This is a genomic window from Aeromicrobium sp., assembly GCF_050700635.1.
Classification (GTDB): domain Bacteria; phylum Actinomycetota; class Actinomycetes; order Propionibacteriales; family Nocardioidaceae; genus Aeromicrobium.
Window position 1 is genome coordinate 1 of the sequence record NZ_JBOHDT010000115.1, and the last position, 21,613, is coordinate 21,613.

Sequence of the window (21,613 nt, forward strand, 5' to 3'; positions counted from 1 at the left end):
TACCTCGACATCGAGGGCGACCTCGAGGATCGCGACACGTGACGAGACGCCTGTACGCCATCGGTATCGGGGCGGGGGGCCTCGACCAGGTGACGGTCGAAGGTGTCCGGGCGTTGAACGAGGTCGAATTCTTCCTCGTGACCGACAAGCGGAGGAAGGACGGATCCGAGGATCCGCTGGTGACGGCCCGTGGCGAGATCCTCGCCCGTCACCTCGACCACGAGCCGGTTTTCGTTGTGGTGGACGACCCCGAGCGCGACCGCAGCGCCGATGGAACGCGGAGCGCGGCCGACTACGACCGCGCGGTCGGCGAGTGGCACGAGGCGCGCGCCGACGCGTGGGAGCGCGCGCTGCTCGACCACGACGGCGACGCCGGCTTCCTCGTCTGGGGCGACCCGGCGTTCTACGACTCCGCCATCCGGATGCTCGACAAGGTGATCGAGCGGGGGCGGGTCGAGGCCGAGATCGTGGTCATCCCCGGCATCTCCAGCCTGCAGATACTTGCCGCCCGGCACCGTCTCGTGCTGCACGAGGTCGGTCAGCCGGTCCACGTCACCACCGGTCGGCGACTGCACGAAGCGGTCGAGCAGGGGCAGACGAACATCGTCGTCATGCTCAACCGCTCCCTGGCACCGCTCGATGAGCTGGGGGAATGGCACATCTGGTGGGGAGCGAACCTGGGTACGCCCAGTGAACAACTGGTCGCGGGGCGAGTGGCTGAAGTCCTGCCGGCGATTCTCGCCGCGCGTGAGGATGCCAAGCGAGTGGCCGGCTGGGTCATGGACGTCTACCTGTTGCGCCAGATCTGACCTCAGGTGGTCCGCGTCAGGATGGAGTCGTGCGGACCACATCATGGGGAAGTCAGGGACTGAAGGCGTCCGTCGAGGGACTCGGCGCGATGGGGATGAGTGCGTTCTACGGAGGACGCGACGACGTGGAGTCGACCGCCACGCTCAACCGCGCGCTCGACCTCGGCGTCACACTGATCGACACCGCTGAGATCTACGGACCGTGGACGAACGAGCAGCTCATCGGCTCGGCGATCGGTCACCGCCGTGACGAGTTCGCGATCGCCACCAAGTTCGGGGCGCATGTCTCCGAGAGTGGCGAGCGCGGGCCGATCGACGGCAGCCCGGCGTACGCACGCGAGGCCGTGGAGCGATCGCTCCGGCATCTCGGCATGGACACGATCGATCTGTACTACCTGCACCGGGTCGACCCGAACGTCCCGATCGAGGAGACCATCGGGGCGATGAGCGAGTTCGTCGCCGAGGGGAAGGTGCGGTACCTCGGCGTCTCGGAGGCGGCGCCCGACACGATCCGCCGCGCCCACGCGGTGCATCCGCTCACCGCCGTGCAGACCGAGTACTCGCTGTTCCAGCGCGAGCCCGAGGTCAACGACGTGCTCGCCACCACGCGTGAGCTCGGCGTCGCCTTCGTCGCCTACGCACCGCTCGGTCGAGGCGTGCTGACCGGTGCGATCACCTCAGCCGACGAGCTGGACGAGGGGGACTTCCGAAGACGCAACCCGCGGTTCAGCACCGAGAACCTCAGCCGGAACCTCGCCGTCGTGGGGAAGGTGAAGGAGATCGCGGCGGCCAAGGGCGTCACGCCCGGCCAGCTCGCGCTCGCCTGGGTGATGCACCAGGACGGCGTGGTCACGATCCCGGGCACGAAGCGGCGCACGTACCTCGAGGAGAACGTGGCCGCGGCCGACCTCCCGCTGACTGACGACGACCTCGCCGCCCTCGATGCGGTGGCGCCGATCGGTGTCGCCGCCGGCGCGCGCTACAACGAGCGCGGGATGCGCACCGTCCACATCTGACTCGTCGCTACTTGCGGCCCATCAGGTAGAACTCCGGATTCGGCTGCATCGCGGTGAGATGCGCCATCCGGTTCGACATCGCGAACAGGGCGGTGATGGCGCCGATGTCCCAGATCTCGTCGTCGGTCAGTCCGGCCTCCCGGGCCCGGTCCAGGTCGGCGTCGGTGAGCGTGGCCGACTCCGTCGCGATCTGCAGCGCAAGATCGACGATCGTGCGCTCGCGGTCGCTGAGCTCCACGGCATACGGGTTGGCGGCGACCTTGTCGGCGATCTCCGGATCCTTCGTCCTGATGCGGAGGATCGCTCCGTGCGCCACGACGCAGTACGTGCAGTTGTTGGCCGCCGACGTCGCGACGACGATGAGCTCGCGCTCGGCCTTGCTCAGGCCGTCGTCTGGTTCATCTGCCGCCCGTGGCCCGGCATCCCCGCCGGGGTCCATCAGTGCGTCGTGGTAGTCGAGGAAGGCCCGCAGCTCGCGCGGCCGGAGGGCCAGCGTCCTGAACACGTTCGGGACGAATCCCGACTTCTCGGCGATGGGGGCGATCCGCTCCCGCACGTCGTCCGGGAAGTCCTCCAGCTCGACGTGACCGAACCTGCTGACGCTGTGGTCGTCCATGGAATCAACGTAACCCCGTGTCGTCGACTGTCACGTTTCGGGCGCTTGCCGCGTCTGGATGGCATGGACACCTTTCTGTGGATCTTGCAAGGAACCCTGGCGGCTGTCTTTCTGGGTTCGGGCATCGCGAAGAGCACCATGAGTCGCGAACGCCTGATCGCGACCGGCCAGACCGGCATCGCGCTGTTCCCGATGCCGGTCGTGCGCGTCACGGCCGGCGCCGAGCTGCTGGCCGCGGCCGGCCTGCTGCTGCCATGGGCCACCGGCGTCGTCCCGTGGCTCACGCCGCTGGCAGCTGCGGGCCTGTGCGTCGTCATGGTGGGGGCGGCGTGGTCGCACACACGGTTGCGCGAACCGCAGAACGTGGCCGCGAACGGCCTGCTCTTCGCGGCAGCTCTGGCTGTCGCCATCGGCCGACTCGCGGCGCTTTGAGGGTCAGCGCTGAGTGAGCCGGATCATCGTGCCGGACGGGTCGCGGAAGGCGCAATCGGTGACACCCCACGAGTGAGACTTCGGCTCCTGGAGCACGTCGGCGCCGGTGGCGCGCACCTTCTCGAAGGTCTCCTCGAGGTCGTCGGTGCGGAAGATCAGTCCGTTGAGCGAGCCCTGCTTGAGCAGCGCGTGCAGCGCGTCGCCGGTCGCCTCGTCGCGTCCGGAGTGCGGCTCGACCAGCACGATCTCCAGCTCCGGCTGCGACGGTGGTGAGAGCGTGACCCACCGGAACCCCTGGGACGAGATGTCGCTGCGCAGCTCCAGCCCCAACGCGTCGCGGTAGAACGCGAGCGCCAGATCGGGGTCGTCGACCGCGACATAGCAGTGCGAGAGCGAGACGGACATTCGTCCACAATATCGACGGTCCGCATCAGGCTTTTCCGTGAGCCAGCACCCAGTCGACGAACGGGGTGGCCTCGCTCCAGTCGGCACGCACATGGTCCACGAGCTCTGGCGAGTGGATGACCGGGTCGAAACCGAGCTCCTTGCGCAGGCTCATCGACTTGTGCCGCAGCAGCGCGATTCGGGGGTGATCGATGTCGTAGCCGCGCGGCGCGGTCTTGAGCTGGTCGCCGCCGAGCTGCCACTTGCTCGCCGTCAGGTTCGCGAGGATCGCCTCGAGGTCAGCGCCGTGGGCGTCGTCGTCGATCGCGGCCCGAACGGCGGCGAGCCGCTCCGACGTCGCCTCGTAGAAGCCGACGCCGACGAGCACGCCGGCCGCACCGACCTGCACGTAGTAGCCCGTGGACTGGCCCTTGGCAACGAATGCGCCCTGGGCCGTCTTGTACGGCGTCTTGTCCTTGGAGAAACGCACGTCGCGGTACGGACGGAAGATCTTCGCCGTGCCGAACTCAGGCTCGAGCGCACCGACGAGCGCCTTCATCGGCGCTGCCACGGCCTCGTTGTATGTGGCCCGATGGGCCTCCCAGAACGACTTGGTGTTGTCCATCTCGAGGTCGTCGTAGAAGTCGAGCGCAGCCTCGGGGAATCCGGTGAAGTCGGCCATGTCCTACGACGGTACGGGCACTGTCGCTGCGGGGCGTTCCGAGCGCAACGTCGGAAGTGACACCTCGAACCGCGCTCCGGTGGTGCCGTCCGCGACGGCGATGGTCCCCCCGTGTGACTTCGCCACGGCCTCGACGATGGCCAGCCCCAGCCCTGTACCGCCATTCTGCGGATTGCGGACCGGATCGGCGCGGTAGAACCGTTCGAAGATCCGCGGTCGGTCCTCGGGTGCGACCCCCGGTCCGTCATCGGCCACCGCCAGCTCGACCCGGCCGTTCTCGGCCGAGAGCGACACATCGATCCGGCTGGAGGCGTAGGCCGACGCGTTGTCGAGCAGGTTGCGGACCAGCCGCGCGAGGTCCTCGCGGCGGCCCAGCACCGGTGCGGCGCTGACACCTTCGGCGTGCACGGCCACCGACGCCGTGCTCCGCACCCGGGCCACCTCCTCGAGGACGACGTCGTCGAGGTCGACCGGCGTGGACGGCGGGGTGGCCGCGGCGTCCTCGCGCGCGAGGAAGAGCAGGTCCTGCACCATGTTCTCCATCCGGTTGCTGTCCTTCAGGAGGTCCTCGGCCAGGCTCGGCCAGTCGACGCCGGCCGGGTGCGCGGACGCCACCTCCAGCTGCGCGCGGAAGGCGGCCAAGGGTGACCGCAGCTCGTGTGACGCATTGCCCACGAACTCTCTCTGGCGTTCCGACGACGCCTCCAGGCGGCCGAGCATCTCGTTCATGGTGCGGGCGAGCCGTCCGATCTCGTCGTTCGTCGGGGGCAGCGGCACACGTCGGTCCAGCCGGCGGTGCGAGATCGAGGCCACCTCGGCCCGGATGTCCTCGACCGGACGCAGGGTCCGCCCGACCATCAGCCAGGTGCCGGCGGCGAACACCGCCACCAGGAGCGGCAGACCGATGATCATGAGGCGGGTGAGATCGAAGATGACCTCACGCTCGTCCTCGAGACTGGTGCCAACGTAGGCGGTGACGCCGTCGCCGCGCACGGCCCACACCCGGTAGTCCTCCGTCTCGTCGTCGTCCGGCGCATTGCGGATGATGAGCTTTTCCGGCTCGCCCCGTGGCGGGACGACCTGAGAGATCCTTGCCGCCCCCCTGACGTTCTCGGACGCGGCGAGGACCTTGCCGTCGTCGGCGACCACCTGGCCGACCCCCTCCTCGGCGATGTTGGCGATGACGTCGGTGAGCAGGCCCCTCGCCGCCGCGGCGTTCAGCTCCGATGCTCGCGTCTTCGACGACATGTCGGCCGTGTCGATGAGGGATGCCCTGAGCGTGGTGACCAGGATCGTCGCGGCGACGGCGATGGCCACGGTGGCGAGCGCCGCGGCCGCGATGGTGATGCGCATCCGGACGCTCATACCGACTGCCCCCCAGCGTGAACTGAGTGCTCGGCGTCCAGCCGGTAACCGGCCAGCCGCACCGTCTGCAGGCTGTGGCAGCCGAACGGCTCGTCGATCCGCTGCCGCAGCTGCCGGACATACACCTCGACGATGTTGGGGTCGCCCTCGAAGCTGAAGTCCCAGACGTGATCGAGGATCTCGGCCTTCGACAGCACCTCACCGGACCGGCGCATCATGAACTCCAGCAACGAGAACTGCCGGGCCGTGAGAGCCACCTCCTGCTCCGCGCGCCAGACCCGGTGCGTCGCCGGGTCGAGCTTCAGGTCGCCGACCTCGAGCACCGCTGGTCGCTCCTGTTGTCCGCGCCGTAGCAGCGCCCGGAGGCGAGCCACCAGCACCACGTAGGAGAATGGCTTGGCGAGGAAGTCGTCAGCGCCGTTGTCGAGGGCCTTGGCCTCGTTGTCGACGCTGTCGTGGGCGGTGAGCATCAGGATCGGCGTCCAGTTTCCGGCCGCCCTCAGCTCGGCACACAGCGCGTCCCCGTTGACTCCCGGAATCATGAGGTCGAGGACGATCGCATCATAGGGGTTCTCGTTGGCCATCCACCGGCCGTCCTCGCCGTTGAGGGCCACGTCGACGGCGAAACCTTCCGCTTCAAGTCCGCGCTTGACCGCCCGAGCGACGTGCAGATCGTCCTCCACGACAAGGATGCGCATGCTTTCAAGGTGGCACGAATTGGCTGAACGCACACTGAAAATCAGGTTCAGGTTGTCCTCAGCACCGCTGGCGCATCATGCAGTCATGAATAAGTCAGGAATGGTCGCCGCATCGATCGGCTTCGTCTGCCTGGCCACCGCGTGCGGTGGTGAGGCCAAGGAGGGTGGGGGAGACAAGCCGCAGGTGGGCCCGGCACACCTCGACCCCTCAAACTTCGTCAAGACCATCGACAACCCGTACCTCCCGCTCGAGCCGGGGACGACCTGGGAGTACGAGGCCGTCAGCTCCGAAGGGAAGGAGCGCATCGTCGTCACCGTGACCGACAAGACCAAGGTCGTCGACGGCGTCACCGCGACGGTCGTCCGCGACCTGGTGACCACGGCGGACGGGAAGCCCGTCGAGGACACCTACGACTGGTTCGCGCAGGACAAGGCCGGCAACGTCTGGTACGTCGGGGAGTACACGGAGGCCTACGAAGGCGGCAAGGTCAGCACAGACGGCTCGTGGGAGGCCGGGGTGGACGGCGCTCGCGCGGGCATCGTGATGATGGCCGAACCGAAGGTCGGCGCCACCTACTACCAGGAGCACTACAAGGGTGAAGCCGAGGACGAGGGCGAGGTCCTCGCGATCGACGAGTCCGTGACCGGGCCGACCGGTAGCTACGACAACGTGGTGAAGACGGCCGACTCCACGGCCCTCGAGCCCGAGATCCTCGAGCACAAGTGGTACGCGCGGGGTATCGGCTTCGTCCTGGAGGAGTACGTCAAGGGCGGGGACGAGAAGGTCACCCTGGTGAAGATGACCCGTCCGTAGTGGTCAGGGCGTGAGGAGGACCTTGCCGGTCGCGCGCCGCTCATCGAGGGTGAGCAGCGCGCCGCCGGCACCGTCGAGGTCGAACGTGGCCCCGATCGGGGGGCTGATGGCGCCCGACATGAGGTGGGGCAGCAGGGTGTCCCACTCCTGGCGCACGAAGCCCGGCCGCTTGAGCACGTAGGCACCCCACCCGACTCCGACGACGCTGACGTTGTTGAGCAGCAGGCGGTTGACCTGCACTGTGGGGATCTCGCCGGCGGTGAAGCCGATGACGAGCAGCCGGCCGTCCTCCTTGAGGCAGCGAAGCGAGTCGGTGAAGCGGTCGCCGCCGACCGGGTCGACCACGATGTCGACGCCGCCTGTCTCCTTGACCGCGTCCTTGAAGCCGTCCGCCGGCACCACCTCGTCGGCCCCTGCCGCCGCGGCGACCTCGGCCTTCTCGGGCGTCGACGTGACGGCGATGACCTTTCCGGCACCGAACGCCTTGGCGACCTGGATGGACGCGGTGCCGACCCCGCCGGCCGCACCGTGGACCAGCACCGACTCACCCTTGGCGAGCTGGCCGCGGGCGACGAGGGCGAAGTGCGCGGTCATGTAGTTGAGCGGGATGGCCGCGCCGTGCTCGAACGAGAGCGAGTCGGGCAGCGGGAACACCATGTCGGCCTGGGCGACGGCATGCTCGGCGAACCCGCCGAGCAGCACCAGCGCGGCCACCCGGTCGCCCGGTGCGAGGCCTGAGCCTTCAGGTGCCGACACGATCTCGCCGGCGACCTCCGATCCCGGGACGAACGGGAGCGGTGGCTGGAGCTGGTACAGCCCGCGAGTCTGCAGCACCTCAGGGAACGAGACGCCGGCCGCGCGGACGCGGATCAGCACCTGTTCGGAGCTTGGCTCGGGCTCTGGAGCCTCGACGACCTCGACAGCCGAGGGCCCGTCGAGCGAGACGATCTGGACGGCACGCATGCAGCGACACTAACGACGCCGGCAACCTACAAGCGCTGAGGGACGAGATTCTCGTCAATCGGTCGAACGTGCAGGTCGGTCGGCTCGATGCCGAGATGGGTCTTGATCCGGTGGTGCCGTCGACAGAGGGAGCGGATGTTCGCTCCGTTCGTCGGGCCGCGGGGATGCGGGATCTGATGGTCGTCGTCGCACTCTGTGGCCGGGCGGGAGCAGGTGGCGAAGCGGCAGGTGCCGTCGCGGATGTCGACGGCTGTCCGGAGCTTTGGTGATGGGAACCGGCCGAGCTCGGTGATGTCGAGGATCCGCCCGACCTGATCGGTGAAGACGCGATGGAAGAGCGTGTCCGGCTCGGCGGCGAGCTCACGGACCATCGAGGCAGGGAGGGCGAACTCGCCGTCGAACGCGACTCCGGGAGCGTCGTCGAGCCCAGCCAGGGACGTCACGGGCACGACGACGCCGATGGTCGCCCGGGTCGAGGAGCCGTCGCCGAGCATGCCGCGCGCGAACACGTCGCGCGCCTCTGATCGAGGGTGCGGCCGTCCGTAGGCTCGGCCTTCGCCAGCCGGGTCAGCTCGGCGTCGAGCCGGATGGCGTCCGGCGTCGGGATGTAGGCGGACAGGAAGGTCATGCCGTCGTCCTGGTGGTTGAGCCAGACCGCCCGCTTTTCCCGTTCCGTCCGGGCCGCCTTGGTGTCGGGTGCGTTCTTGGCGACGAAGCGGCGCAGCCAAGCCCGCAGCTGAGACGTAGTGTGCGTGGATGCGTAGTCGACGACCCAGTGGTCGAGCTCGATGGTCGAGTAGTTGTCGGTGAGCTTGTCGACCGCGGACGCGATGAGGCTCATCCGGTACCCGTCGATCCGCCCGGCGTCGAACGCCTTCCAAGTGAGGGGCAGCCGTCCGCGCACGCGCCGCGACTCGGCGAGCCGGCACTGCACGGTGCGGGTCGGTTGCTTGACCACCAGCGACAGCTCGTCCGCGGCGAACCCGGCTTCCAGATCGCGCAGCCGCGGGCCGGTGTGCTGCTCGGACTCAACCCGGCGGACGTCGGCGAACTGGAGCATGCGCGTCGCGATCTCTGCCTCGATTCGGGCCCGCTGGATCTCCAAGGACGCGATCTCGACGAGCAGCTCTTGCCCGGCATCGGTCGTTGTCTGCATGATTCAAACCTAGGGGTCGCCACCGACACTTTCTCTCTGCTGTTCCAGCTGAAATCCACAGCCTGACGAGGCTGCCGCGTCCCTCGTCGCCCTACGATGTCGGCGTGCTGGAATCCGTCGACGAAGCCGTGGCCCGATGGGTGGCCGACCATCGCAGCGACGTCGCGACTCAGGTGGCACGTGGCCTCGAGGATGCGAGCGAGCTGCTCGGAGTCTTGGCCGCGGCCGGTGTGATCGCCCTCTGCGTTGCCGTGTGGTTCGGCGGCTGGCGCCCGTTGCTGCAGATCGTCCTGGTGCTGTCCGCAGTGACCCTGCTCACCGCATGGATCAAGCCGGTCGTCGACCGCCCACGCCCGCCGGCCGACCTCGCGTTGACGCAGGTCGGCGGTTCGGCGATGCCCTCGACACACGCCCTCATCACGTCCGCGATCGTCGTGGCCGTCGTGATGGCCGACTGGTGGACGTCGGAGCGACTGTGTCGCGTCGTGGCCGGAATCGTTGTCGCCGGTTGCCTCGTGATCGGCGTCGCGATGATCTACCTCGGCGGCCACTGGCTCTCCGACGTCCTCGTCGGCTGGGCCCTCGGCATCGGGCTCACGGCTGCTCTGATGATGGCCTCGCGCGAAATGGCAGGCAGGGTCGGTGGAGGTTGACGTCAAACATGTCCGACACGACTCCCTACGACACCTCGTTGGTGGTGTCGCTCTACCTCGTGCTGACTCTCGCCATCACGACGGTGTGCGTACTGGCCGGCCCCGAAACCTCGAAGGCCGACCTGCACGCCGACCCGGTCGACGACTCAGCTGGGGCATGGTCCGTTACGAACCCGGAGGCGAGTAGTCGACGGATTTCTCCCCCGCTTGGTCCACTTCCTCCGGCGTGAGCAGCACGACCGTCTTGGCGCTCGCCAGCGCACCACTCGCACCCACAGTCATCATGACGGCGGCGGTCGAGACGTTGTCCGGCATGTCGATGATGGCGTAGACGTCGTCCTCACCGAACGCGAAGTGGAACGACTCGAGACTCCCTCCCTGCGCCGCCGCCATCGTCTGGACGGCTTCGCGACGACTGCTGCCGCCCTTCTTGAGCACTCCCTTGAGCCCCTCGGGCGTGTATGCGGCCTGAATCATGAACTTCGGCATGAGCTCCTCCTCGAGCACCCCGTAGCACTCAGTCTTCCCCCGCCCCAAGAAGCGGTCAATGGCCCGATGGAGCGACGGCGCGATCAGCGGGCGCGGAGGTGCAGCGGCGCCTTGTCGCTGGGCACGTTGGTGATGTTCCGGAGGCGGTTCGGGGCCGACTGGTCGGCCGTCACCTCGAAACGGCGCAGGACCTCGCCCAGCACGGCCGCACCCTCCATCAGGGAGAACGCAGCGCCGATGCATCGGCGCACGCCCCCACCGAACGGGATCCAGGTGTTCGCGGCGACCTCGCCCTGGGTGAGGAAGCGGTCGGGACGGTACTCGTGGGCGTCGGCGAAGTTCGCCTCGCGGCTGTGCGACAGCATGATCGACGGCGTCACCGTGACCTTCTCCGGCAGGTGACGCCCCGCGACGACCTGGTCGCTCTGCAGGGTGCGGGCAACGAAGTCGATGACCGGGTGGAGTCGCATGGCCTCCTTGAGACAGGCGTCGAGGAACGCGTCATCGCCGTTGGCGGCCGCCTCGGTGGCCCGACGCATCAGATCCGGGTGCCGGCCGAGCTCGTGCAGTGTCCACGACAGAGCGGACGCGGTGGTCTCGTGGCCGGCGAGCAGGAGCGTAACCAGCTGGTCACGCATCTCGCGGTCGCTCAGGGGCTCGACGTCCGGGTCGTCCTCACCGGCCCGAAGGAGACGTGAGAGGACGTCGTCGCGACCTTCGAGGTCCTTGGCCTCCCGTCGCTCGCGGATCTCGGCGAACAGGATCTCGTCGACCTCCTGCTGGTTCTTGAAGTAGCCGCGCCACGGCGGGACGCGGTACAGGTTGGGCCACGACCAGGCGAGCAGCATCCCCGCGCCGATGTTGACCATCTTCGTGACCTTGGGACGCAGCACCGCGAGGCGCTCCTCGTCGGTGACGCCGAAGACGACCTGCAGGATGACGTCGAGCGTGATCGCGTTCATCCGGTCGAGGGTGACGAGTGTGTCACCGTCGTCCCAGGAGTCGACCTCGGCCTTGGCGATGGCCTCGACGAGCGGCCGGTAGGCCTTCATGGTCGGTCCGGAGAACGCGGGCATCAGCAGCTTGCGGGAGCGCTTGTGCTCGTCGTCGTCGGTGATGAGGAGCGAGTGGGACCCCATGACCGGCTCGAGGATGGCGTTGCCCTCACCGGCATGGAACTGCGACGGGTCTGCCGCGAAGATCTCCTTGACGTCGGCCGGGTCGCTGAAGATCACGAACGTGCGGGGGCCGGGCAGGATCTTGATCGAGAAGGAGTCACCGAAGCGGTCGTGCAGCTTCGGGATGATCGCCTGGCGGTTCTTCAGGAACATCCAGGTGGTCCACCACGCAGGCCAGCGCGGGCCCGCGGGGACACCCAGAGTTGCGTCGGTCTGCGTCGTCATGCTGCCTCCTTCTCCCAGGCGAAGTCGTCTGAGTCGACCTTGCGGGTCGCCCACCAGTACTGGAACGTGAACTTGGGCCAGATGGTGCGGTTCTTGCCGTGGCTGTCGAGGTACCAGCTGGTGCAGCCGCCCTGCGTCCAGATGCCCTTCTCGACGAGCCGCTGGATCTCCTCGTTGAAGTCGTCCTGCGCCTGCTTGGTCGCCTCGGCGGCCACTGCGCCGCGCCGGTCCATCTCCTCGAGCATCTTGACGATGTACTTCGTCTGCTGCTCGATCATGAAGACCACGGAGTTGTGGCCGAGCGCCGTGTTGGGGCCGAGCATGAAGAACAGGTTCGGGAAGCCGTGGATCGTCATGCCCATGTAGGTCTCGACGCCGTTGTCGCGGAACTGTGCGGCGAGGTCGACGCCGTCGCGGCCCTTGATGTCGAGGTAGTCGAACGCGTCGACGACGTGGAAGCCGGTGCCGTAGATGATCACGTCGGCCGCGTGCTTGACGCCGCCTGCGTCGATGACGCCGTCGGCGACGATCTTGCTCACGCCGTCGGTGCTCAGCGTGACGTCATCACGCAGGTACGTCTCGTAGTACGTGTTGGACTGCAGCACGCGCTTGCAGCCGAGGCGGTAGTCGGGAGTCAGCTTGGCGCGCAGCAGGGGATCGGGGATCTTCTTCTCGAGGTAGCGCTTGACGATCCGCTCCGCGAACGGCAGTACGTCGAGGTGACCGTTGAACGCGATGGCCCGGGATTCCAGCGCCCAGTAGAGCGCGTTGCGGTAGAGGCGGGTGGCGCCGGGGATGCGGGCGAAGGCCTTCTTGAGCCACTCCGGCGTCGGCTTGTCCTTCTTGGGCAGAACCCACGGAGGCGTCCGCTGGAAGACGGTGAGGTGCGACGTCTCCTGGGCGATGATCGGGATGAACTGGATGGCGCTGGCGCCGGTGCCGATGACCACGACCTTCTTGTCGCGCAGGTCGACCTCGTGGTCCCAGGCGGCGGAGTGGAACCGCGGGCCGGTGAACGTGTCGGCGCCGTCGAGCTCGGGGATGTTGGGGATGTGCAGGCCTCCGACGCCGGCGATGACGACGCGGGCGTCGTACTCGTCGCCCTCGGAGGTGTGGACCGTCCACCGCTTGCGGCTCTCGTCCCACGTCGAGCCGGTGACCTCGACGCCGAACCGGACGTACTTGCGGATGCCCTGCTCGTCGGCGACCTTGCGCATGTACGCCCAGATCTCCTCCTGCCCGGAGAAGCTCTTGCTCCAGTCGTCGTTGAGCTCGTAGGAGAAGGAGTACATGTGGCTGGGAATGTCGCACTCGCAGCCCGGGTAGGTGTTGTCGCGCCAGGTTCCACCGACGTCGTGCGCCTTCTCGAGGACGATGAAGTCGTCACGCCCGGCGTCGCGCAGCTTCATCGCTGCGCCCATGCCGGAAAAACCCGTGCCGATGATGAGGACGTCCGTAGTGATCACAATTTCGGATACTATCGGTATCTGTGATGGGTGCCAATGTGATGTGGCCGACGCAGCACCAACAGGGAAGGGGTCGCAGATCGTGAGTATCGACCAGGTACGGCAGAGCCGTGCGCAACGGCAGGCCCAGACGCGCGAGAAGCTGATCGAGGTCGCCCGCGAGATGTTTCTCGACGACGGATACGCGGCCAGCTCGCTCGACAAGGTCGCCGTGGCCGCCGGGTTCTCCAAGGGTGCCGTCTACTCGAACTTCTCCGGCAAGGAGGAGCTCTGCATGGCGGTGCTCGACAGCATCCACGACGAGCAGATCGAGGGCGTCATCGAGGCCTTCACGGCCGACACCGACCTCGACGGACGCATCGACGCCTTCACCGCCTGGGCTCGCGAGGGCCTCGGTCAGCCGCGTTGGACGGCGCTCGAGGTGGAGTTCGCCGCGGTGGCCCGGCAGAGTCCCTACGTGGCTGGTGAGCTGGTCAAGCGACACCGCGAGATCTCCCAGGCGCTGGCCGAGCTGATCCGGCGGGTCACCAAGGAGGCCGGCGTCGAGCTGCCGATGGGCGCGGAGCGGGCTGCTGTGGCGCTGCTCAGCCTCGGCATCGGGCTCGGCGCGATGAGGTCGCTCGACCCGACGATCGACGTCGACGTCTTCGGCCAGACGATGCGCACTCTCCTGCGCGGCGTCAGCCTCTGACACCGGTCTCAGTAGCCGCCGCCCCCGACTGGGCCCGCGTCGGCGCCGCCCGAGCCACCACCCAGCTCCATGCCGATCAAGGCACCGATCAGCAGGCCCGCAGCGATGATCACCAGCAGGATGATGACGGCGCGTCTGGACATGGAGCTCAGTACCCTCCGTTGGTTTTGAATCGTTCGAAGCTGGCGTGGATCTCCCGCTCGGCCTCGACGCGTCCGGTCCACGAGGAGCCCTCGACGGACTTGCCGGGCTCGAGGTCCTTGTAGACGGAGAAGAAGTGCTCGATCTCGAGCCGGTCGAACTCGGGCACGTGGTGGATGTCCTGCAGGTGCTCCAGCCGCGGGTCGGTGGCCGGCACGCACAGCACCTTGTCGTCACCGCCGGCCTCGTCGGTCATGCGGTACATGCCGATGGCACGGCAGCTGATGACGCAGCCGGGGAATGTCGGCGACATGAGCAGCACGAGGGCGTCGAGCGGGTCGGTGTCGAGCCCGAGTGTGTTGTCGATGAAGCCGTAGTCGGCGGGGTACTGGGTCGCGGTGAACAGCGTGCGGTCGAGACGGATGCGGTGGCTCTCGTGATCGACTTCGTACTTGTTGCGCTCCCCTTTGGGGATCTCCACGGTCACGTCGAAAATCACGTCTCCTAGTCTGACGCATGTGACGGCACGAGAGGCGGGCAGGGTGAGCGTGCTGACGCTTGCCTTCTTGCTCGTCGTGATGGCTGGCGTTGCAGCCGGTTTGGGCCTTCTTTGGTCCAAGGGTTCCCTCAACGAGCTGATCTGCGACGGTGCCTGTGGACCGTCGGCCGTCGCCACGCCGGACGCACTCGCCCGCGAAGGTCGGCCGGGGTCGACGGCGACGCGCGCCGCCGCGACCGGCCGCCTCGACCCGGACGCGATCGAGGAAGCGGTGCGGGACGAGCTCGGCTCCGGCGACCTCGGGTCGCACGTCGGCTTCGCTGCGGTCGACCCCGCCGATGGCACGGTCGTCGCGTCGGAGGGGGAGGACGTCTACGTCCCGGCGTCGACGACCAAGCTGCTCACGGCCCTGGCTGCACTCGACACCATGGACACGCAGCAACGGTTCCACACCCGGGTCATGCGCCGCGACGACCGCATCGTCCTGGTCGGCGGCGGCGACCCGCAGCTCGTCACGAGCCTGCCGCGCAAGAAGGAGTACGCAGAGCAGGCCGACCTGCGGACGCTCGCGCGCCGCACCGCGGAGTCGCTGCGCCGGGTCAACACGACATCGGTGCGGCTGGACTACGACTCGTCCCTGTTCAAGGGTCCGAGTGCAAGCCCGACGTGGGAGAAGTCGTACATCAGCGAGAAGATCGTCACGCCGGTCAGCGCCTTGTGGGTCGACGGCGGCACCGCGGGGGGAGTCCGCGTGGACGACCCGCCCAAGGCGGCGGCGGACACCTTCGCGCGACTGCTCGAGCGACGCGGGATCGAGGTCACGAACTCCCCGATCGAGACGAGGGCCCCGTACGCCTCATCATCCCAGCCGCTGGCCACGGTCCGGAGTGCGACGGTCGCTCAGATCGTCGAGGCGATGGTCGCGAAGAGCGACAACGAGGCGGCCGAGGTGCTGCTGCGTCAGGCCGCGGTCGAGGCGCAGAACCCAGCGTCGTTCGAGGGAGGCGTCGCGACCGTGGAGGAGGTGCTGGAGCGCCTGGACGTCGACACGACGGGGCTCGAGCTGTTCGACGGCAGCGGCCTGTCGCGCAGCAACCGGATCTCGCCGCAGACGCTCGCCGAGGTCGTCGTCGCGTCGATGCGCAGCGATCACACCAAGAGCCTCGTGTCCGATCTGGCCGTCGGAGGCTTCACCGGGACCCTGGCCAGGCGGTTCGGGAAGGCCGAGGCCGGACTCGGGGTGGCGCGCGGCAAGAGCGGCACCCTCACCGGCGTCCACTCCCTCGCCGGCTATGTCACCGACCGCGAGGGAACCCCGATCGCGTTCGCCGTGATGACCGACCGAACGAAGTCGATCAATCCCTTCGTCACCGAGGCCGCACTCGACCGCGTCGTCGCCGCGCTCGCCGACTGCTCGTGCAGCAGCCCCGTACCGTAGAGGCATGATCGATTGGAACGTCGCCCTCCAGACAGCGACGCGGCTGTCCCGGCCGGGGCCGGACATCACGCCCGAGCAGGTCGCCGACGTCGTGGCCGAGCTGCGTGACGCGGCGGCGACGTCCGAGGCGCCGGTCCGTGAGTTCACCGGACTCCACGCCGTCTCGGCCGAGGCGCCTGTGCTGGTGGTCGACCGGCGGCGGTGGGTCGAGGCCAACCTGGCCACGTTCCGGGTGCTGATCGATCCGGTCCTCGCCCGCCTCGATGCCGAGGGCAAGGCCCCCAAGGGTGCCACCCGCGCGATCGGGTCGAAGGTCAGCGGCGCCGAGATCGGTGCGCTGATGTCGTTCCTGTCGGGCAAGGTGCTCGGCCAGTTCGACCCGTTCTGGGACGGCGACCGGTCCCAGGGCGGACGACTGATGCTGGTCGCCCCAAACATTGTTCAAGCCGAGCGTCAGCTGAACGTCGCCCCGCACGACTTCCGGCTCTGGGTGTGCCTGCACGAGGAGACGCATCGCGTGCAGTTCACCGCCGTGCCGTGGCTCCGCGACCACATGCGCTCGCTCATCGGTGAGTTCGTCGACTCCACCGAGCTGGACGCGTCGGCGGTGAGCCGGTTCGTGTCGGAGGGACTCGGCGAGCTGGTGCGCATCGTCCGCGGAGAGTCCGACGCGTCGCTCGCCGACCTGTTCCAGAACGACCGTCAGCGGGCCGTCGTCGACCAGCTCACCGGCATCATGTCGTTGCTCGAGGGGCACGCCGACGTCGTCATGGACGGCGTGGGCCCCGAGGTCATCCCGACGGTGGCCGAGATCCGTCGCAAGTTCGACCAACGCCGCAAGGGCACGAACGGTTTCGACAAGTTGGTCCGGCGGCTGCTCGGGCTCGAGTCGAAGATGCGTCAGTACCGCGAAGGCGCGGTGTTCGTGCGGGAGGTCACCGATCGGGTCGGGCTCGACGGCTTCAACGCCGTCTGGGCCGAGCCCGCCAACCTGCCCACGCGCTCCGACATCGTCGACCCCGCGTCCTGGGTCGCCCGCGTCCACGCCTGATCCGATGGGCGGTGCGCTCGATCCCGTGGTGGCCGAAGGACGACGCCGCCTGCGCGCCACGCTGGACGATCTCGAACCAGGTTCACGCGTCGAGGTCGCGCTGAGCGGCGGTGCCGACTCCCTCGCGCTCGCGGCGTGCCTGGCCTTCGTCGCTCCCCACACCGTCTGGACCGCCGGCGCCGTGGTCGTCGACCATGATCTGCAGCCCGGCTCCGCCGAGGTCGCCGCACATGCCGCCCGGCAGGCGCGAGAGCTCGGTCTCGAGGTCGCGGTCGTGTCCGTGGAGGTGGGAACCGCCGGAGGGCCGGAGGCCGCCGCCCGCGACGCCCGCCACGCCGTGCTGCGGTCGCGCGAGGCCGACGCCGTGCTGCTCGGCCACACCCTCGACGACCAGGCCGAGACGGTGCTGCTCGGCCTCGGCCGCGGCTCCGGCCCCCGATCGCTTTCGGGCATGCCGGCCGTCGACGGCATCATCAGACGCCCCTTCCTCGGGCTCCGCCGCGCTGACACCGAGCGCATCTGCACGGCATCAGGTCTCACGTGGTGGTCCGACCCGCACAACGCCGACCCGTCGTTCAGACGGAGCCGTGTGCGTCACGAGGTGCTGCCGTTGCTGGAGGACGCGCTCGGCGGCGGCGTCGCCGAGGCCCTCGCCCGAACGGCGGACCAGCTGCGCGCCGACACCGCCCTGCTCGACGAGCTCGCCGCCCAGGTGGCCGATCCGTGCGACATCCCACTTCTCGCCGCGATGCCGGCCGCGTTGCGCACTCGCGTCCTGCGTCGGGCTGCTCTCGAGGCCGGTGCCGACGGCTCCGAGCTGGCCGCCGTACACGTCGGGGAGCTCGACCGGTTGGTCACTGACTGGCACGGCCAGACGAGAGTCGAGCTGCCCGGCCGCGTGAGCGCGATCCGCGTGGGGGACGCCCTGCAATTCCAGTCAACCCCTGTGGCAGGCTGACACCGTGGACCACAAGCACGTCGAGTACGAGCTCGACCTCGACCAGATCCTGTACACCGAGGACGAGATCCAGGGCCGTCTCCGCGAGATGGCGAAGCAGATCGAGGCCGACTACGACGGCCATGACCTCCTGCTCGTGGGCGTGCTCAAGGGCGCCGTCATGGTGATGGCCGACCTGGCGCGCTGCCTCGACCGCCACGTCGAGATGGACTGGATGGCCATCTCGTCGTACGGGTCGGGCACCAAGTCGTCCGGAGTCGTCCGCATCCTCAAGGACCTCGACACCGACATCGCCGGCCGGCACGTGCTCGTCGTCGAGGACATCATCGACACCGGCCTCACACTGTCGTGGCTGATCGCCAACCTGCGCTCACGCGGCCCGGCATCCGTCGAGATCGCCACCCTGCTGCGCAAGCCCGAAGCGCTTCAGATGGACGTCGACGTCACCTATGTCGGCTTCGACATCCCCAACGAGTTCGTCGTCGGCTACGGCCTCGACTACAACGAGCGCTACCGCAACCTGCGCTGCATCGGCACGCTAGCGCCGCACATCTACTCCTGAGCTGCTCCGGACGATCCCCACTCCGGCTTGGGGGACATCCCTTCGGCGATGTCGCGCCAGAGGCGCACCTGGGCACGCTCCCACGCCTCGCCGAGCGCGACGTCGAGGTCGGGGGCGAACCGCCCGGACATGCCGGGTCGAGGCGTCACCTCGCCGAACACGACGCGGCCGCGGACGTCGTAAAGATCGATGCGCGAGAACGGCACCCGGATGGCGACCGAGACCCGTTTGGCCACCTCGACGAGCTCGACCAGTGCTCCGGGCACGGGGATGGTGGGATCGGTCGGCTTTCCCTTGCCGGCGATGTACGAGCCGGAGAGATCCGCACCGTGATCGTCGATGAGGCGGACGGTCGTCTGCCCACCGTCGCCCGCGTCCACGCGGCGCAGGAGGACCACGGGTGCCTCGCCGTAGAACGAGTAGATCTTGACGTCGATCGGCGGTCCGCCGGATGTGTCGTAGAGCCGTTCTTCCGCAGCGAACGGCGGCCTGGCCTTCCTCTCGGCCGCCAGCACCGCGAGGTCAGCGGTCAGCTGTTCGCTCGTCACGGTCGCCTCCTTGCTGCCGACATGCCAGCCACCGTCGACCCGGCGTAGCGGGAGCACACCTCGCGAGGTGGAACCGAACGCGCTCTTGATCACGACGTCGCCGGGGAGGTCGTCCCACGGGATGTCGGCGGGGTCGTCCCAGCGACCCGTCTGCTCCGGCACGTCGACACCGTGCGACCGCACGAAGTCGTAGACGTGGAACTTGCCGCCGGAGATGATGCTCCGGCCCGGTGCACCGAGCTCGGCCTCCAGCGCACGAAGACGTCTCTCCTCGTGCAGCCGCACCTGGAAGGACGGTCGGTCGAGCAGCCGCGTGACGCTCTCGTCGAGCTCGGCTGCCTTGCGGGTGAGCTGGGCGATGCGCTCGTCGCGGCGCGACACAGGTGGCAGTCGCGTGAATGCAGATTGCAGGGGGCGTTTCACTGGTTGTCGCTCCGTCCAGGAGGTAGGGCTGGTCGCCGATCATCAACGGCGCTCAGGCTATCCGTCCTCGGCCACCAGCAACCGGACCAGCGTCTCGCGCCACCACTGCTCCACACGATCGGCGTCCCACCCGCGCTCTTCAGTGAGCACGCGGTAGACGTCGATGTTGCACAGGGCGGCGTACATGTCGCGCGCCGACTCGGCGGTGACACCGTCTCGGAACTCATTCTCGGGCCACGTGGCGAACATCCGACGGCGCGACTCGTCGCCCCGGGCGCGGCCCTCGAGGTAGGCCGCCGCGACCTCAGGTTCCGAGCGTCGCGCCTCCTGCATGAGCGTGAGGACGTCGCCTCCTCGCTCGAACAGGCGGCGGTCCATGCCCACCATCGCGGACATCTGGGCTGCGGGATCGCCCTCGGCAGACTTGAGCTCGCTGATCAGACGCGGGATGTCAGCGGTGAGGTCGACCGACTCGACGAGCGCCTTGGCCAGGCCGGCCTTGTTGCCGTGGATCGCGAACACGGTCGCCTCGGAGACTCCTGCTTCGGCGGCGACGTCGCGGACCCGGGTGGCAGTCCAGCCACGCTCGATGAAGGTCCGGCGCGCCGCCTCGGCGATCCGCGCCCGGGTTGCCTCGGCCTGGTCACGACGGGTCGGCGAGTCATATTTCCGCCGGCTCTTGCCATTTTCACTAAGTCGCTCTATATTCATTGAGTCAGTCTATCTCAAATCTTCAGGAGGCATCATGTCTTCACGTCGTTTCGGTGGTTTCGCGGGACTCGGGTTCGTCTCGACCGTACTGCTCGCCAACATCATCCTCGGCTCGACCGGCCTCCCTCGGGCCGGCGCCTCGAGGTCCGAGGTGCTCGCCTACTTCGCCGATCACGGCACCGCGATCGGCGTCGCCACCGCGCTGGCAACGCTGGCCTGGATGACGCTGCCCATGTACGCCGCCGGTGTCGTGGCCGCGGTCCGTGACCATGAGCGGAACTTCGGTGACAGCTGGTCGCTGGTCGCCCTGGCCGGCGCCGTCATGCAGAACGCCATCTTCGCGAGCGTCGCCGGAATCCAGGCGGTGCTGGGCCTCACGACGATCTCTGACGATGTCGCCTGGGGCCTGTGGCAGATGCACAACGCCCTGTTCACCCTGAACTGCGTCTCGCTGGTCATCGTGCTCGTCGGAGTTTCGATCGGCGGCCGACGCGCCGGCCTCCTACGTGGTTGGCAGCACAAGCTCGGACTGACGTCCGCAGCGGCATTCGCCGGCGCAGCCGTCCTGACGCCGGTCACCATCGACGGGCACCCGATCGGCCTGCTCGGCTTCGCGGGCTTCGCGTTGTGGCTGGTCTGGATCGCCTCGGTCAGCGTCGCCCTCCTTCGCGAGCCGGCCCGTCGCGACATAGCCCCTATCGCTGCGGTCGAAGCAACCGTCTGATCGCGCGGCGGGCGATGCCGGTTCCCCGGGTGGGATTCCGGACCGGCTCGCCCGCCTTCGCGATCATCTCGTCGACGATGGCTCCCGCCACGTCGCGCGGCCGCCCGTAGGCGGGCTGGTGATGCACCCGGATGTTCGCCTTGGTGTTGAGCTCCAGCACCACCGCCCCGTCCGCCGAGCGGACATCGGGTGCCAGCAGATCCACACCGGCGGTGCCCAGCCCGGGGACCGCCCGGACGGCGTCGACCGCGAGACGCCGGAGGTCGGGGTGCACGAGCTCGGTGACGTCGACGTTCTCCCCGCCGACGTGCTGGTTGGAGATGCTGTTCAGCACCACGACCTCGTCGGCCTTCGGCACGTCGTCAAGGGTCCGCCCGTCACGGGTCAGCAATGCGGTGTCGACGCTGATCATGCCCCTCTTGGCCAGGAAGACGTTCTTGGCGCGCACCTTGTTCTTCAGCTCGACCAGCTCGGCGATGCCGTGGCGTCCGTCGCCGATGACGTGGGCGTTGATGCGGGTGGCCGCGGCAACGACTCGCCTACCGACGACGTACATGCGGATGTCGACGCCGCCGAGCTGATCCTCCAGCACGAATGTCGGATTGGTGCCGACCGCCCGCTGGGCCGTCTCCCAGGCGGACCGGAGCTCGTCCTCGCTCGCGATTCCGCAGGTGATGCCCGCGCCACCGTGTCCCGTCGACGGTTTAAGGACCGAAGGTCGGCCAACGGCCCGCAGGTGGGTGAGCGCCTCGTCGAGCTGGTCCGGATCCAGCGCGATGCCGGCCGGGGTCGGCATGCCGGCCGCCTCGAGCATCTGCTTCGTCAGGTTCTTGGACCGGCAGACGTCGTCCGCCTGGCGCCCGACCAGGCTGGACAGCATCCCCGTCATCCCGCCGACGGGTCGCTGCCCGTCGTAGAAGT

Annotated in this window: 26 protein-coding genes and 1 pseudogene; 11 read left to right on the plus strand and 16 right to left on the minus strand. The window is 68.4% G+C overall.

Going from position 1 to position 21,613, the window contains the following annotated elements; genetic code table 11:
- The first annotated feature begins 38 nt into the window (after positions 1 to 38).
- On the plus strand, positions 39 to 809 hold the full coding sequence (gene cobF, locus ACRDPN_RS09240) for a precorrin-6A synthase (deacetylating) (protein WP_431447155.1): 771 nt from the start codon (positions 39 to 41) through the stop codon (positions 807 to 809).
- Positions 810 to 838: 29 nt separating this feature from the next.
- A complete protein-coding gene (locus tag ACRDPN_RS09245) occupies positions 839 to 1,825 on the plus strand; it encodes an aldo/keto reductase (RefSeq protein ID WP_431447156.1) in 987 nt (328 codons plus the stop codon).
- Positions 1,826 to 1,832: 7 nt separating this feature from the next.
- On the opposite strand, the gene ACRDPN_RS09250 is transcribed toward ACRDPN_RS09245, so the two are convergent.
- Positions 1,833 to 2,441, minus strand: coding sequence for a peroxidase-related enzyme (locus tag ACRDPN_RS09250; RefSeq protein WP_431447157.1), 609 nt, complete (start codon positions 2,439 to 2,441; stop codon positions 1,833 to 1,835).
- A 63-nt stretch (positions 2,442 to 2,504) separates the two neighbouring features.
- Here ACRDPN_RS09250 and ACRDPN_RS09255 point away from each other — a divergent pair, with 63 nt between their 5' ends.
- Positions 2,505 to 2,873 (plus strand): DoxX family protein, encoded by a 369-nt coding sequence (locus ACRDPN_RS09255; protein WP_431447158.1) that lies wholly within the window; start codon positions 2,505 to 2,507, stop codon positions 2,871 to 2,873.
- Positions 2,874 to 2,876: 3 nt separating this feature from the next.
- On the opposite strand, the gene ACRDPN_RS09260 is transcribed toward ACRDPN_RS09255, so the two are convergent.
- Genes ACRDPN_RS09260 through ACRDPN_RS09275 form a run of 4 tightly spaced genes read right to left on the minus strand, consistent with a single transcriptional unit; the run spans position 2,877 to position 6,002 of the window.
- A complete protein-coding gene (locus tag ACRDPN_RS09260; RefSeq protein WP_431447159.1) occupies positions 2,877 to 3,278 on the minus strand; it encodes a VOC family protein in 402 nt (133 codons plus the stop codon).
- Between the two features lie 25 nt (positions 3,279 to 3,303).
- Entirely contained in the window at positions 3,304 to 3,939 is a 636-nt protein-coding gene (locus ACRDPN_RS09265; RefSeq protein ID WP_431447160.1) for a DUF2461 domain-containing protein, read from the minus strand.
- Positions 3,940 to 3,942: 3 nt separating this feature from the next.
- A complete protein-coding gene (locus ACRDPN_RS09270) occupies positions 3,943 to 5,292 on the minus strand; it encodes a sensor histidine kinase (RefSeq protein WP_431447161.1) in 1,350 nt (449 codons plus the stop codon).
- Between the two features lie 8 nt (positions 5,293 to 5,300).
- Entirely contained in the window at positions 5,301 to 6,002 is a 702-nt protein-coding gene (locus ACRDPN_RS09275; protein ID WP_431447162.1) for a response regulator transcription factor, read from the minus strand.
- An 85-nt stretch (positions 6,003 to 6,087) separates the two neighbouring features.
- On the opposite strand from ACRDPN_RS09275, the gene ACRDPN_RS09280 reads away from it, so the two are divergent.
- Positions 6,088 to 6,816, plus strand: a complete 729-nt coding sequence (locus ACRDPN_RS09280; RefSeq protein WP_431447163.1) for a hypothetical protein — start codon at positions 6,088 to 6,090, stop codon at positions 6,814 to 6,816.
- A gap of 3 nt (positions 6,817 to 6,819) precedes the next feature.
- Here ACRDPN_RS09280 and ACRDPN_RS09285 read toward each other — a convergent pair whose 3' ends face one another.
- The 3 genes from ACRDPN_RS09285 to ACRDPN_RS09295 are packed head-to-tail and all read right to left on the minus strand — an operon-like array spanning position 6,820 to position 8,935.
- A complete protein-coding gene (locus tag ACRDPN_RS09285) occupies positions 6,820 to 7,779 on the minus strand; it encodes an NADPH:quinone oxidoreductase family protein (RefSeq protein ID WP_431447164.1) in 960 nt (319 codons plus the stop codon).
- Positions 7,780 to 7,805: 26 nt separating this feature from the next.
- On the minus strand, positions 7,806 to 8,288 hold the full coding sequence (locus ACRDPN_RS09290; protein ID WP_431447165.1) for a DUF222 domain-containing protein: 483 nt from the start codon (positions 8,286 to 8,288) through the stop codon (positions 7,806 to 7,808).
- Positions 8,219 to 8,935: a DUF222 domain-containing protein gene (locus ACRDPN_RS09295; RefSeq protein ID WP_431447166.1), complete on the minus strand. Its 717-nt coding sequence runs from the start codon at positions 8,933 to 8,935 to the stop codon at positions 8,219 to 8,221. Before ACRDPN_RS09295 ends, ACRDPN_RS09290 begins: the two co-directional genes overlap by 70 nt.
- Before the next feature lie 104 nt (positions 8,936 to 9,039).
- Here ACRDPN_RS09295 and ACRDPN_RS09300 point away from each other — a divergent pair, with 104 nt between their 5' ends.
- Positions 9,040 to 9,588 carry a phosphatase PAP2 family protein gene (locus tag ACRDPN_RS09300; protein ID WP_431447167.1) on the plus strand — a complete coding sequence of 183 codons (549 nt, stop codon included), beginning with the start codon at positions 9,040 to 9,042 and terminating at the stop codon, positions 9,586 to 9,588.
- A 165-nt stretch (positions 9,589 to 9,753) separates the two neighbouring features.
- Here the strand turns inward: ACRDPN_RS09300 and ACRDPN_RS09305 are convergent, their stop codons facing one another.
- The 3 genes from ACRDPN_RS09305 to ACRDPN_RS09315 all read right to left on the minus strand — a co-directional run bounded on the left by ACRDPN_RS09305 (position 9,754) and on the right by ACRDPN_RS09315 (position 12,946).
- The gene (locus ACRDPN_RS09305; RefSeq protein WP_431447168.1) at positions 9,754 to 10,077 is read right to left on the minus strand and encodes a GYD domain-containing protein; all 324 of its coding nucleotides are present in this window, start codon (positions 10,075 to 10,077) and stop codon (positions 9,754 to 9,756) included.
- An 83-nt stretch (positions 10,078 to 10,160) separates the two neighbouring features.
- Complete coding sequence (locus ACRDPN_RS09310) at positions 10,161 to 11,480, minus strand: cytochrome P450 (protein WP_431447169.1); 1,320 nt, start codon at positions 11,478 to 11,480, stop codon at positions 10,161 to 10,163.
- On the minus strand, positions 11,477 to 12,946 hold the full coding sequence (locus ACRDPN_RS09315; RefSeq protein ID WP_431447170.1) for a flavin-containing monooxygenase: 1,470 nt from the start codon (positions 12,944 to 12,946) through the stop codon (positions 11,477 to 11,479). The genes ACRDPN_RS09310 and ACRDPN_RS09315 overlap by 4 nt, the downstream gene beginning before the upstream one ends.
- Before the next feature lie 82 nt (positions 12,947 to 13,028).
- Between ACRDPN_RS09315 and ACRDPN_RS09320 the strand changes: the two genes are divergently transcribed.
- On the plus strand, positions 13,029 to 13,637 hold the full coding sequence (locus ACRDPN_RS09320; RefSeq protein WP_431447171.1) for a TetR/AcrR family transcriptional regulator: 609 nt from the start codon (positions 13,029 to 13,031) through the stop codon (positions 13,635 to 13,637).
- Between the two features lie 8 nt (positions 13,638 to 13,645).
- On the opposite strand, the gene ACRDPN_RS09325 is transcribed toward ACRDPN_RS09320, so the two are convergent.
- Both ACRDPN_RS09325 and ACRDPN_RS09330 read right to left on the minus strand, forming a co-directional pair.
- A complete protein-coding gene (locus ACRDPN_RS09325; protein ID WP_431447172.1) occupies positions 13,646 to 13,780 on the minus strand; it encodes a hypothetical protein in 135 nt (44 codons plus the stop codon).
- Positions 13,781 to 13,785: 5 nt separating this feature from the next.
- On the minus strand, positions 13,786 to 14,277 hold the full coding sequence (locus ACRDPN_RS09330; protein ID WP_431447173.1) for an inorganic diphosphatase: 492 nt from the start codon (positions 14,275 to 14,277) through the stop codon (positions 13,786 to 13,788).
- A gap of 43 nt (positions 14,278 to 14,320) precedes the next feature.
- Between ACRDPN_RS09330 and dacB the strand changes: the two genes are divergently transcribed.
- From dacB to hpt, 4 genes are read left to right on the plus strand one after another with little or no spacing between them, the layout of a single operon-like run.
- Positions 14,321 to 15,715 carry a D-alanyl-D-alanine carboxypeptidase/D-alanyl-D-alanine endopeptidase gene (dacB, locus tag ACRDPN_RS09335; protein ID WP_431447174.1) on the plus strand — a complete coding sequence of 465 codons (1,395 nt, stop codon included), beginning with the start codon at positions 14,321 to 14,323 and terminating at the stop codon, positions 15,713 to 15,715.
- A 4-nt stretch (positions 15,716 to 15,719) separates the two neighbouring features.
- Positions 15,720 to 16,766, plus strand: a complete 1,047-nt coding sequence (locus ACRDPN_RS09340) for a zinc-dependent metalloprotease (RefSeq protein WP_431447175.1) — start codon at positions 15,720 to 15,722, stop codon at positions 16,764 to 16,766.
- A gap of 4 nt (positions 16,767 to 16,770) precedes the next feature.
- Complete coding sequence (gene tilS, locus ACRDPN_RS09345; RefSeq protein ID WP_431447176.1) at positions 16,771 to 17,724, plus strand: tRNA lysidine(34) synthetase TilS; 954 nt, start codon at positions 16,771 to 16,773, stop codon at positions 17,722 to 17,724.
- A gap of 4 nt (positions 17,725 to 17,728) precedes the next feature.
- On the plus strand, positions 17,729 to 18,286 hold the full coding sequence (gene hpt, locus ACRDPN_RS09350) for a hypoxanthine phosphoribosyltransferase (RefSeq protein ID WP_431447177.1): 558 nt from the start codon (positions 17,729 to 17,731) through the stop codon (positions 18,284 to 18,286).
- On the opposite strand, the gene ACRDPN_RS09355 is transcribed toward hpt, so the two are convergent.
- Both ACRDPN_RS09355 and ACRDPN_RS09360 read right to left on the minus strand, forming a co-directional pair.
- The gene (locus ACRDPN_RS09355) at positions 18,277 to 19,215 is read right to left on the minus strand and encodes an ATP-grasp fold amidoligase family protein (protein WP_431447178.1); all 939 of its coding nucleotides are present in this window, start codon (positions 19,213 to 19,215) and stop codon (positions 18,277 to 18,279) included. The two genes, hpt and ACRDPN_RS09355, sit on opposite strands and share 10 nt — an antisense overlap.
- Positions 19,216 to 19,314: 99 nt before the next feature.
- A complete protein-coding gene (locus ACRDPN_RS09360) occupies positions 19,315 to 19,968 on the minus strand; it encodes a TetR/AcrR family transcriptional regulator (RefSeq protein ID WP_431447179.1) in 654 nt (217 codons plus the stop codon).
- Positions 19,969 to 20,002: 34 nt separating this feature from the next.
- On the opposite strand from ACRDPN_RS09360, the gene ACRDPN_RS09365 reads away from it, so the two are divergent.
- Positions 20,003 to 20,692 carry a hypothetical protein gene (locus ACRDPN_RS09365; RefSeq protein ID WP_431447180.1) on the plus strand — a complete coding sequence of 230 codons (690 nt, stop codon included), beginning with the start codon at positions 20,003 to 20,005 and terminating at the stop codon, positions 20,690 to 20,692.
- Here the strand turns inward: ACRDPN_RS09365 and ACRDPN_RS09370 are convergent.
- Positions 20,664 to 21,613 (minus strand): annotated as a pseudogene (locus ACRDPN_RS09370) (hypothetical protein); the annotation flags it as partial. The gene ACRDPN_RS09365 and the pseudogene ACRDPN_RS09370 sit on opposite strands and share 29 nt — an antisense overlap.

Coding starts and splice junctions, on each gene's coding strand:
- ACRDPN_RS09250 (WP_431447157.1), bottom strand. CDS start 2,441: ATGGACGACCACAGCGTCAGCAGGTTCGGTCACGTCGAGCTGGAGGAC.
- ACRDPN_RS09255 (WP_431447158.1), top strand. CDS start 2,505: ATGGACACCTTTCTGTGGATCTTGCAAGGAACCCTGGCGGCTGTCTTT.
- ACRDPN_RS09260 (WP_431447159.1), bottom strand. CDS start 3,278: ATGTCCGTCTCGCTCTCGCACTGCTATGTCGCGGTCGACGACCCCGAT.
- ACRDPN_RS09265 (WP_431447160.1), bottom strand. CDS start 3,939: ATGGCCGACTTCACCGGATTCCCCGAGGCTGCGCTCGACTTCTACGAC.
- ACRDPN_RS09270 (WP_431447161.1), bottom strand. CDS start 5,292: ATGCGCATCACCATCGCGGCCGCGGCGCTCGCCACCGTGGCCATCGCC.
- ACRDPN_RS09275 (WP_431447162.1), bottom strand. CDS start 6,002: ATGCGCATCCTTGTCGTGGAGGACGATCTGCACGTCGCTCGGGCGGTC.
- ACRDPN_RS09280 (WP_431447163.1), top strand. CDS start 6,088: ATGAATAAGTCAGGAATGGTCGCCGCATCGATCGGCTTCGTCTGCCTG.
- ACRDPN_RS09285 (WP_431447164.1), bottom strand. CDS start 7,779: ATGCGTGCCGTCCAGATCGTCTCGCTCGACGGGCCCTCGGCTGTCGAG.
- ACRDPN_RS09295 (WP_431447166.1), bottom strand. CDS start 8,935: ATGCAGACAACGACCGATGCCGGGCAAGAGCTGCTCGTCGAGATCGCG.
- ACRDPN_RS09305 (WP_431447168.1), bottom strand. CDS start 10,077: ATGCCGAAGTTCATGATTCAGGCCGCATACACGCCCGAGGGGCTCAAG.
- ACRDPN_RS09310 (WP_431447169.1), bottom strand. CDS start 11,480: ATGACGACGCAGACCGACGCAACTCTGGGTGTCCCCGCGGGCCCGCGC.
- ACRDPN_RS09325 (WP_431447172.1), bottom strand. CDS start 13,780: ATGTCCAGACGCGCCGTCATCATCCTGCTGGTGATCATCGCTGCGGGC.
- ACRDPN_RS09340 (WP_431447175.1), top strand. CDS start 15,720: ATGATCGATTGGAACGTCGCCCTCCAGACAGCGACGCGGCTGTCCCGG.
- tilS (WP_431447176.1), top strand. CDS start 16,771: ATGGGCGGTGCGCTCGATCCCGTGGTGGCCGAAGGACGACGCCGCCTG.
- ACRDPN_RS09360 (WP_431447179.1), bottom strand. CDS start 19,968: ATGAATATAGAGCGACTTAGTGAAAATGGCAAGAGCCGGCGGAAATAT.
- ACRDPN_RS09365 (WP_431447180.1), top strand. CDS start 20,003: ATGTCTTCACGTCGTTTCGGTGGTTTCGCGGGACTCGGGTTCGTCTCG.